General features: G+C 59.1%; 6 protein-coding genes and 5 pseudogenes. 3 read left to right on the top strand and 8 right to left on the bottom strand.

Translation table 11 applies throughout. The annotated features are described in order from the left end of the window. Positions 1–194 precede the first annotated feature (194 nt). The 7 genes and pseudogenes from NKI85_RS36695 to NKI85_RS36665 all read right to left on the bottom strand — a co-directional run bounded on the left by NKI85_RS36695 (position 195) and on the right by NKI85_RS36665 (position 6,681). Positions 195–1,127: pseudogene (locus tag NKI85_RS36695) on the bottom strand (IS630 family transposase). A 136-nt stretch (positions 1,128–1,263) separates the two neighbouring features. Beyond that, positions 1,264–1,562: pseudogene (locus NKI85_RS38115) on the bottom strand (transposase); the annotation flags it as partial. 195 nt (positions 1,563–1,757) lie between these two features. Continuing rightward, positions 1,758–2,213 (bottom strand): aspartate 1-decarboxylase, encoded by a 456-nt coding sequence (gene panD, locus NKI85_RS36685; RefSeq protein ID WP_352780701.1) that lies wholly within the window; start codon positions 2,211–2,213, stop codon positions 1,758–1,760. A 953-nt stretch (positions 2,214–3,166) separates the two neighbouring features. Further along, a pseudogene (locus tag NKI85_RS36680) lies at positions 3,167–3,430 on the bottom strand (CapA family protein); the annotation flags it as partial. A 382-nt stretch (positions 3,431–3,812) separates the two neighbouring features. Further along, positions 3,813–4,829, bottom strand: coding sequence for a D-alanine--D-alanine ligase family protein (locus tag NKI85_RS36675; protein ID WP_352780699.1), 1,017 nt, complete (start codon positions 4,827–4,829; stop codon positions 3,813–3,815). A gap of 1,218 nt (positions 4,830–6,047) precedes the next feature. Beyond that, positions 6,048–6,182, bottom strand: a complete 135-nt coding sequence (locus NKI85_RS36670) for a hypothetical protein (protein WP_352780697.1) — start codon at positions 6,180–6,182, stop codon at positions 6,048–6,050. Positions 6,183–6,270: 88 nt separating this feature from the next. Beyond that, positions 6,271–6,681 carry an ABC transporter substrate-binding protein gene (locus NKI85_RS36665; RefSeq protein WP_352780695.1) on the bottom strand — a complete coding sequence of 137 codons (411 nt, stop codon included), beginning with the start codon at positions 6,679–6,681 and terminating at the stop codon, positions 6,271–6,273. Positions 6,682–6,745: 64 nt separating this feature from the next. Here NKI85_RS36665 and NKI85_RS36660 point away from each other — a divergent pair. The 3 genes and pseudogenes from NKI85_RS36660 to NKI85_RS36650 form a co-directional block, all read left to right on the top strand. Continuing rightward, positions 6,746–6,970, top strand: a pseudogene (locus tag NKI85_RS36660) (transposase); the annotation flags it as partial. A gap of 216 nt (positions 6,971–7,186) precedes the next feature. Continuing rightward, positions 7,187–9,343 carry a prolyl oligopeptidase family serine peptidase gene (locus tag NKI85_RS36655; RefSeq protein WP_352780692.1) on the top strand — a complete coding sequence of 719 codons (2,157 nt, stop codon included), beginning with the start codon at positions 7,187–7,189 and terminating at the stop codon, positions 9,341–9,343. Between the two features lie 189 nt (positions 9,344–9,532). Then, a pseudogene (locus tag NKI85_RS36650) lies at positions 9,533–9,945 on the top strand (transposase); the annotation flags it as partial. On the opposite strand, the gene NKI85_RS36645 reads toward NKI85_RS36650, so the two are convergent. Further along, positions 9,923–10,175, bottom strand: a 253-nt coding sequence (locus NKI85_RS36645; protein ID WP_352780689.1) for an aldehyde dehydrogenase family protein, incomplete at its 5' end; no start/stop codon positions are given. The pseudogene NKI85_RS36650 and the gene NKI85_RS36645 overlap by 23 nt on opposite strands.

The following is a 10,175-nucleotide window of genomic DNA, read 5'->3' as shown; positions in this document are numbered from 1 at the left end:
TCTGCCCCGCGCTCATGAGCCGCTTCCACAAAGCGCGGAACGTGAGCGGGAACGAAGAGTAGGGATCTCCAGCGCGGTACAGACGTCTCACTTTCAACGGCCGCAAAGGTGTCCTCGATCATGGAGTCGCCTCTGCGGCCGATTTTCAAAATCGCGCGCTGGCAATAACCTTCCTAGTCTAGAGCACGTCCTGTTTAATCCGGATCATATCCTGCAGCCTTGAAGTAGTTCGCGCATTCGGCCGGTGAGAACTGATGGAAGAGCGGGCCGACGGCGTCCCACAGAGCCTTGATGGTCCTACGGCTTTGGCGCTTAGCAGCGCCTTGAGTTTTGAGAAGGCGTTATCGATCGGGTCAAAGTCGGGGCTGTATGGCGGCAGGAACATGAGCCTCGCGCCGGCCTGCTCGATCGCATTTCGAAGGCGGGCCGGCTTGTGGGCAGGCGGGTTGTCCATCACAACGACGCCGCCCGGCGACAAGGTGGGAACAGAACCTGCTCGACATAGGCGAGGAACATTGCCGTTTATGGTGCCGTCGCAGACGAAGGGGGCGGTCATGCCCATCAGCCGCAGCGCGCCGGTGAAGGTGGTGGTCTTCCAGTGGCCGTGCGGCACGCCGGCCCGGCAACGCTCACCGCGTGGCGCACGGCCCAGCAGTCGGGTCATCTTGGTCGACAGTCCGGTTTCATCGATGAACACGAGCTTCGCCGGATCCAGATCGAGCTGGCAGTCGAATCAGGCGCGGCGTCGCCTCAAAATGTCGGGACGGTCCTGCTTCAATGGTTTGCGGAATTTTGAACGTCCAGCCTTGGCTACGCAGCCAGTCGCTCAGGGAGCTGCGACTGATCCGCATCGACCGCTCGGTCTCCAGCCGCCCCACCATCTCATTCAGCGTGATGTCCTTGCGTGCATCGCTCAGCCCGATGATGAAGGCTTCATGCGCATCGAGACTGGAAGCGCGTCGCCGGCCTTGCCGACGCGCCGTCCGCTCGCCGATCTTCGCCGTGCGATCCAACGGATTGCGCTCGATATCCCGACCCCGAACCGCGCCGCGGCTTGCCGCGCCGACATGCCCTCCCGAAGCCTTCAATACCCGCGACCGAAGATCGTCGCTCAGTGTTCTTGCCATCCTCCACCTCTCAAAGTGGATGTTGAATCACCAGCGAAGGCCTTCGTCGCATCACAATCGATTCATCGATCGCAGGACGTGCTCTAGCGGCCAGTCTGAAGCCCGCGCCGAATCGCAGATGATAGATGGAGCGCACCCCCAGCACCCATCGGCAAGGCACGCCGGCATCGAGCGCTGCGGCGATCAATTCCCGCGCGATCTCGACCTTCGTGACAAAGGCCATCTCCTCGGCACTTGCGCCTTGGCGCGCCGCGCAGCGTCCGTGGCCCAGGCCTGCGGCAGATAAAGCGCGATCGATCAGCGCCTGCCCAAAGCGGGCATAAGCCAGAAACACGCCGATCTGGCAGTCTCGATCCGCCCCGCCGAGCCCGCATACTGCCGCGCAACCCCGGCCGACTGATCCCCCTTCTTCACAAAGCCGGTTTCATCGACCACAGCACCCCGTCCGCGTCGCCCAGAGCTTAAATCACGAGTCATCGTGTAAAAAGCGAAGGCATTTTGGTCCGAACGGGGATCACTATTTCGGAAAGCTTAGCGATCGGAGATAGGTCGCTATCGGTCAAAGCGACTAGACGGGCGAGTATGCCACTTGGCCGCGGTCCTTCACCGCCTATCCGAGCCTGTGAGCAATCAGCGATTGGCCTGATTCGAGACCTTTAGGGCGTTGCCGACAGGTGAGCCTTCGCGAACCGCGAATGTCATCGTTCCATCCTCATTAGTCCCACCATCGTAGAACATGCGGTCGCACACAGAATTGTCATGGTTGAACGTCAGCACTCGCGGCTTGATCCCTACGATCTGATGCTCCTCAATATATGCAGAGGAGCAAATGATTATCTCATCTCCGACCTGACAGGTGCGAGCAGCGGCTCCGTTCAGCACACAGCAACGAGAACCCCTCTCACCGTATATGACATACGTGCTGATTCGCGCGCCTGAAGCCTTATTCCAGATCTCAACGAATTCCAGCGGAAGAATGCCCGCCTCGTCGCAATGATCTGGGTCCAGAGTTATTGAACCGTGATAGTTCAAGTCCGCGTCGGTCACAGTAATACCATGAAGCTTGGCGGCAACAACTTTTTTCATCTACAGGTTTCCTCTTTCGGCTATGGATCACTGCGCCCAAGAGCGACTGCAGCGTCTCAGGGACAGGGATTGATGGATGTGCTGCGATAGGTCCAAGAGCGGCTTTCAGAACGGATCAGTAATCACGACTCACGGTCACCAACAGGAGGAGACCATCAGGCGCAGGCTGGCCCATTATGAGTCGGAGGCATTGCCGTCCGCCGATGGCCTTCTCCCGTAGAATAAGATCCGACGCAGACCTGACATGTTCCTTTCCTTCGATTGATTGCGATGGCAGCCATGACATGAATGCCAGTCGGAGCTTCCACCGCCTCGCAACCAACGTCGCAAACCTCGTGCCAATTTGACTGATCGAGCCAGAGACAGAATTTTGTAATCGTATTCAGGGATTTAGCAGGCCCAGATTGGTTCAAGAGCCCTATGTGTGTCGCGGACCGGACAAAGCGACATGAAGTGTCGGATCGTTTTAGTTGAGACGCTATAGTTTGATCTCGGAGACCGGGAAGAAGTTAGGGGTGCCAGGCAGCAAGCCTCGGCTATTTCGATCGGGAGACCGCTAGATGGAAGTTGGTCTACCCATACTGTGAATCGCTCCAGTCAGCCATTGATCTGCACATGCGCGGTCATATCCGCTCGCCTTCGCTTTGGTGCCACCGCTCGCGTCGTCGGCCTGTCAAGCATCCGATGTTGCGGCAGACGATATCCTGGAACTCTCTTCGTGTAGAGTTCGGCGGATCCTGGCGGTGCTTCGGCCGGCTGGCTCGATTTCGAGACGATGGGCCAGGATCAGCCCAGCCGGTCCCGAAATGGGTATCATCCGGCGGGCATTCCAAGATCGGCAACGGTGCCACGGGTTCCATTGAATGCCGTTCAAAGCGCGGCTGTATCGATGGAAAGCTTGGCGGTGCAGGCACTCAATCCAGGCCGCGTCACGGTCAGAGCGCGCCGCCAATTCAAGCATCCGAGCCACTTTGTCGCGGCGAGCTGGGCCTCAGTCTGATGGCTCCAACGTCGTTCTCGATGATGATTTCGGTCCCAAATGGTTTCGAGAGCGTCTGTAGGCGCCGCAGAATGGCTTTTGCCTGCCGGGCGGGGGCGAGCCGCAGGCAACCCCGGTTGGCAAACCTCTTCGCGTAGCCGAGCTCGATTGGATAGAGCCGCAATTCGGCAAGCTGGTTCTGTTCAAATCGGCTGACGGTGATAACGCTCTCATTAAATGGGGCGGAGAGCGCTTGCCGCGGAACAGCTCGTTGCAGTGCTTGACGGCGCTTGCGCGCCAGTAAATCCATTTGCGCTGCCAGTAAATCCATTCCGACATAATTCCGTATTAAGTCGATAAGCGGCTGAGAATAGCATGGGTCTATCTGGTTGCAGGCCGGAGCGATTTGATCTGCAATGATTCAAGACGACTGGGTCATCGGTAGCTTCTGCGCCAACGAGATCGGCGCCTATCGACCTTGTCAGGTCGTCTGCGCGTCCACGTTCGAGTGGGCAGGAAAGCGTCCACTCCATTCGTCTGTGCCTGCCTCGCTATGTCGCGCCCGAAGCGGTGCGGGCGGGCACAGTGACAACCCAGCGGCGCTACCCGAAGGCGCAATGTCAGGTTCGGCCCTGGGGGACAGAGGTTCCGAAATACCGCGCGTGGGCGACATCCAGGATGCGATTGATTAAGCTCGAGTAGCTGTATCCGGCCGTGTTCGCAGCCGCGCAATACGATGACCCCGTTGTGAGTGACGGATTGGCGTTAATCTCTAGGACAAAAGGCTGGCCGGAGCGGTCGATCCGGATGTCGACGCGGGCATAGTCCCGGCACTGGCAAGCGCGGAATGTCGCAATCGAAATATCCCGCAGGACCGTCGCAAGCCCGTTTCCGATCTGTGCCGGGCAAATCTTCGACGCTGCCGCAGCCGCTACGTACTTCGCTTCCCAAGTCATAAGACGCGTTGCGCGGTCGCCGAAGTCCTGCTCGACAAGAGGCAGTACCTCGAGCTCTTCGTTTCCAAGCAGCGGAACGCTGATTTCCCGCCCGTCGATGTATTCTTCAACCAGCGCGTCCTGCGCATACTGCTCGACAATCACTTCCACGGCCTGCTTTAGCTCAGCAGGTTCATATACGAGCTGCAATCCCAGGCTGTCGCCTCCGCGAAGCGGCTTGACTACCACTGGAAATCGCAGGTCGCCGGTACCCTCAGTGCCCCGACGCATCACTCGAAAGTTCGGCGTAGGCACACCGCGGTCGCGGATGAGTATCTTGGTGACGACCTTGTCGTTGGCAAGCTCATGTCCGAGCGGGCTCGGTCCGGTGTACGGAACGCCGGCCATTTCGAGCATGGCAGGAACGTGGGAGAAATAGGACTCGCCCTGAATTCCATGAGCCAAGTTGAAGACGAATCCTGAAGGGCGGGCTTGCGAATCGGGCGGCATGAACCGCTCAAGCGTAGTTAGCAGGCCTTTATCGCCCTCACACAGCAGCACCTCGTGGCCGCCCTCTTGCAGCGCCGGCACCACACTGTCGCTGTCCCGCTCTGGGTAAGGCTCCGGCGGCTGCGGAAGAGGCTGGCCGAACCGGTTGATCACTCCCGTAAAGTCTCTGTTCCTAACAACGGCCACTCGCATGAGCTACTCCTTTGATGTTTGACTGGTGTGACGTTCACTCGCTCGGATTTGCGCCGGTGCTCCCCGATTATCAACTCGTACTTACCCAACAGGAGCGCGAGCACTAGAGCCAACCCGCCCAGAAGGCTCATGAACAGCGTCATCAGGACTGTGTGCACCGCGGACTGAACGTGGCTGCCGGTATGGTCCTGCTGCGCCAGACGCAGCCGGTCCGCCGGCAGCTCCAGCACCGCTGGTGCATCGCACGGGAGGCGCAGCCAGCATTGCGTGGGCGAGTGTCATATGAACTCCTGGGAGAAGAGAGCGCGACGACGACGTCGGAACAGGTATCTGGCTGTACACACGCAATTGGCATGCCACCAAGGGTGTTGCGAGCAGGGAGCACAAAATCAGGGTTCGCCCGCTTGGCCACCTTAATACTAGCGCCCAGGGATGTCCGGTTTTGAACACAGATGTCGCCAATCGGACTCGGACAAAAGCCGAAATATATTGGGCCGGTGACGAGGTTTCACTGGTAAATGCCATGACAATGCTGTCGGCGAAGCAGATCACGGTTCCGACCATCAGGGTGATCACGCAGTAGCGCGATGGTGAGCGATATCCGGGCACCATGGACGACCAGATTGCGCACGTCCCGCCCAACTTCGTCTGTACCTAGCAGATGCTGGCCTTGAGGCGGAGGAAGAAAGTCGCCGGTCGCAGTAGATGCTGTCTCAGGCGGGCCCACCAGGATTTTGGGTACCGTCGCTAATACAACAAAAAACCGGCACATTAGGCCGAGCTGAGCGCCGCCATGACTGAGAAATTGGCGCAGGAAGTCCCTGATCGCCGACACGCGGGCGAGATCGGACGGCACTTTCGCTCATTGTGGGGTCGCTCATTGTCGAACTCGCGGGTCAAGAAGGCCGTAGGCAAGATCGGCCACAAATGTCGCCCGAGTCGGCGGCGACAGGCATGACCAGTCCAACGCCCTGGTCGGCATGCCCGCGGAAGGCTCGATCGATGATGGCTTTCTGGTCGGTCGCGTAGCCAATCGCATCGCGAAACGCAGAATCCTGCAGTGCCCTAGTGCTGCCTGCCCTCTTCTCGGACGCAGTTTTGAAGGCCAGATAATTCCGTTGCTCGCCCCGCGACTAACCGACCACGATGCCGGGATTCTTCGAGAGGTCGTCCCACTGTGCAGCGGTAAACCGTTGCCATAATGGATGCTGCCACTTTTCAGTCATGGGCGACGGGATCGGCCGCCTGGAAAAGGAGCATCACCACACCGTCCGTCGCGGGCCGCCCCGCACGGAAGTACTGGTTCGGCGTTAGGCGGACAAACTGCCCCTGCCGAAATTCCGAAACAATCATCGGCCCCGTCCCGACCAGCGGCGGATCGTTGCGGAAGGTGCCGCGCGCATCTGCGTAGCTGATGTCCTTCCAGGGTGCTCGGGGACAATCAGAATGTAATTCTCAATTGGCCAGCGGCTAGGCAACTTGGTGACAATTTGCAGGTTTCGTCATCGATGGCAGTCACCGATCCAATTTGCTCCAATCCATTTGTATTGTTTTGGCCGATGTTGAGTTCGTCCGGCTTGCCCATCGAGCCGAGCAAGTAGTCATAGGTGAACGCGGCATCTCTGGCTGTGGCAGGCTGGCCATCCGACCACCTCATTCCGCGCCAGATCTTAAACGTCCATGTTAGGCTGTCTTTCGCAACAGACCACTCCTTCGCGAAGTCCGTCCTGTCGGGGTAGCGCTGGGCGTCCACGCCGGCCAAGCTATCATAGGTCTTCACCAGCGGCCCGAATGAACTCCAGGTGCCAAAGGGGTTCATCATGTCGGGCGAGTTCGTTGTGGCGAGGCGCACGATATGATCGTTGCTGACCTGCCACTGAGAATTTCCTCCATCTGGGATTAGAGTCCGGGCCTTGATTGAAGGACGGACTGATGAAGAGAAGCGGTTTACGGAAGAGCAGATCATCGCGGTTCTGCGCGAGCATGAGGCGGGTCCGAAGGCGGGCGATCTTGCCCGCAAGCACGGGGTCTCGGTGGCGACGCTGTATAACTGGAAGGCCACGTATGGCGGGATGGACGTCTCTGACGCCAAGCACCTGAAGGCTCTGGAAGACGAGAACGCCAAGTTGAAGAAGCTGCTAGGCTGGAAGGCCTGGCGACACACTACTCGGCGCAGCTGCCGGGATTCTATCTTCATTTCAAGTCATCTCGAAACCAGATCGCCTTGATACATAGATTGAATTTGACGGCAAGTTTCTGGGCGCATCATGTTTGAAGTACCAGCATAGGCATCATCACTTGATCATGGTCGAGAAAACGAACTGCTGGCTAACGTACCGTCAGCTAGGAGGAACACTATGGGCAGTGAGCCAACGCATTTAACTCACCTAACCGGAGTCGGCGTCCAGCCACCGCTTCCCTATGCCGAGGCGCGGACCAGAGTACTCCATGGCGATGTCACTTTGGACCGCTATCGCTGGCTGCGCGAACGGGACCGCCCCAATGCACGAGCCTATCTGCAAGCCGAAAACACTTTCGCGGAGCAAGCAACAGAGCATCTGACAGAACTTAAGGCGCAGCTTGTTGCCGAGATCGAAGGGCGCCAACCATCTGAGGGAGCGCCACCAGCGTTTCAAGTAGGCCGCTTTGAATACTTCCAACTCCCGCAACGGGGGGGCGCTCATTCGGCCTGGTGGCGGCGGCCAACAACCGGAGGCCCGGCCGAGCTCGTTCTGGACCCGAATCAGATTCCTCGGGCCGAGGCCTATTACTCCCTCGGGGTCTTCGAGCCGAGCGACGACGGGCGTTACGTGGCGTTTAGCTTCGATCTCATCGGTAACGAGGGTTACGAGTTGAGAGTGCGCGACATGACCACCGGCGGCGACGTCTGGCGCGACACGGGCCGTGCTGGGTGGGCTTGCTGGGCTGGCGATAATAAAACACTTTTTTTTACCCGCGAACTAAGTGACCGCCGCCGACATGATCGCGTTGTCCGCTTGGACGTCGAGACCAAGGACACTGAGGTGGTGTTCGAGGAGACCGATGACCGATTGGAGGTGCGGATTCGCCGTTCCGATACCGGTGCGTGGCTATTCCTCGACGTAAGTCCGGTGCCGGTTCGGGAAGGGAGCATCGAGGTGTGGTGTCTTTCTGCCGACGAGCCAGACGCGGGCTGGCGGCGGATCGTGACGCGGGAACTTGGGCACGAAATCGTTGCCGAGCACTGGGGGGACGCGTTCCTATTCCGCGTCAATGACGCTGGACCCTACGGGCGGCTCATACGAGCACCCATAGACGACCCGGCACAGTCGCGGTGGGAGGAGGTCCTGCCGCATAACGAGAGGATGTTGCTTGAGGAGGTCCATGTACTCGAAGGCCACCTCGTTGTGCTGGTTCGAGAGGGCCTCCGGCCTCGCTTGGTCTCCTACGACCGAAGCGGACGGATTGGGGCCACGATCGTTCCCGACGAGCCGAGTTGCACTCTACAGGTCGGCTTGTCGGCAGGCGGCAGCTATTCGGTTGCACGACTTCCCTTCCGAAGCTCGAAGCTGACCTACTCAGTCAGCTCGTTTGTTACACCAAGGACGGTGTTCGAGCACGATCTCGACGAAGACCAATCGGTAGTTTTGTACAAAACTCACGTCCCTGGTTATGACCCAGCCAAATACGCCGCCACGGTCGTCATGGTGAAGGCGGAAGACGGGGTCGAGATACCGATCTCTTTCGTCGCGCGCCGCGGGCGGTCGAGCGCCGGGCCAGTGCTATTGGATGTATACGGCTGTCACCGAACACCGAGATGGCCCTCGTTCTTCATGACACCTTCGTTCATGAACGCGCGCTTGAGCCTGCTGGACCGTGGGGTTGCGTTCGGTATTGTGCACGCACGCGGGGGCGGCGAGCTTGGGCGCCCGTGGTGGCACGCAGCTGTCCAAGATCGGAAGCGCGTCACCCACACAGATGTGATCGCCGCTGCTGAAGGCCTGATCGAGCGAGGGTTTGCCACCCGCAAGGAAATCGTAATTAGCGGACGGAGCGCTGGCGGCGGCACCGTACTTGCTACCGCGGCCCTCCGTCCCGACCTTTTCCGCGCCGTCCTCGCTGAGGTCCCGGTCGCCGACATACTCGATACCGTAATCGATTATCCGATGCCGTACTCGGGATCGGAAGCAGCGGAGTACGGAGATCCCCGTATCGCCAGCGACTATAGATATATTCGCACGTACGATCCATACTACAATCTTAGCGCGGACCGACCGCTTCCACCGACATATGTCGACACGGCGCTGGACGACAGCCAAGTGCTCTTTTTCCAGCCTGCCCGTTATGTAGCTCAACGTCGCTCCTGCGCCGCAGATCGCGATCCCAAACTGGTATTTCGCGTCATGAAAATCGGCGGTCACTCCGGCGCCTCGCATGGGTTCGCCAGAGCTGAGGACCATGCATTTCGAATGGCTTGGATTCTCGACCAGCTCAATCACTCACGTACGGAGCCTCTCGAACAGGCAAGGGTATAGCAAAGGATAGTTCAGAAGCTACTCGACCGACTGATTCCGCATCACATCGCCGAGGCGCAGACTTCTGAGGGGGAAGCTCCATCTCTTCGCGGCGTTTGATCGGAGCAGCAAACTCTCCATGTTCTGCCGGGGGTGGCTTGCCTTATACTGCGTGTGCGAAGGTTGTTCGGATAGGCCGGGCCGATCCTCATGGTGGAAGGGCAATCCGTCAAGCATAATACTGAAGTTTTTGGTGGTATCGATGTGTCGAAAACGGCAGCGCCATAGCAGTGGTAGACGGACAGCGCGTGGTGAGGTTCGTTATCTCGGTGCGATCGACGCGTCCGAGGGGAGCATGTGGCGTTTCGTGAAGCGCTTGGCTGCCAAGCAGAGAACTTGCACTTCTGCTATAAAACGGGCGGGTTGTGGTATTGATCGCCTCATCACCGATCCTGGCCATTCCTGCGTGGTGGCCGCGGCCTCGCTTCTTCCTAAGAAGCCAACAGACCGGGTCAAGATAAACCGACGAGTTGCCGCTGGCCAAACTCCTTCGAGCCGACGAACTGACGGCGGTATGGGTCCCCGATGCAGGGCACGGGGCTATGCGCGATAGTCCGCGCGCACCGCCGCGGGTCGAATGCCTGAGCAGGCGGCTTCCGTCATCAGGGGCAGAAATTCCTCATAGAGGGATCGCGCGACGAGGATCCTGCTGGGCGCATTGCAGCTTTGACCCGCGCACTCGAACTTGTACGCTTCGGCGATCGTCTTGCCCTGTTCTGCTGACAGGTCCCTGGCTGCCGCTTCAACCTTCGCTGCCAGAATCCTGGCGGCTGCTACGAGAATCTCGCCACGA

Source organism: Mesorhizobium sp. M0571 (assembly GCF_040320985.1).
GTDB lineage: Bacteria > Pseudomonadota > Alphaproteobacteria > Rhizobiales > Rhizobiaceae > Mesorhizobium.
The sequence above is the reverse complement of the archived record's forward strand: the minus strand, read 5'-3'. Positions and strand labels throughout refer to the sequence as shown.

Excerpts from the sequence above, each read along its gene's own strand:
- panD (WP_352780701.1), bottom strand. The coding sequence starts at position 2,213 with ATGAAAAAAGTTGTTGCCGCCAAGCTTCATGGTATTACTGTGACCGAC.
- NKI85_RS36675 (WP_352780699.1), bottom strand. The coding sequence starts at position 4,829 with ATGCGAGTGGCCGTTGTTAGGAACAGAGACTTTACGGGAGTGATCAAC.
- NKI85_RS36670 (WP_352780697.1), bottom strand. The coding sequence starts at position 6,182 with ATGATTGTTTCGGAATTTCGGCAGGGGCAGTTTGTCCGCCTAACGCCG.
- NKI85_RS36655 (WP_352780692.1), top strand. The coding sequence starts at position 7,187 with ATGGGCAGTGAGCCAACGCATTTAACTCACCTAACCGGAGTCGGCGTC.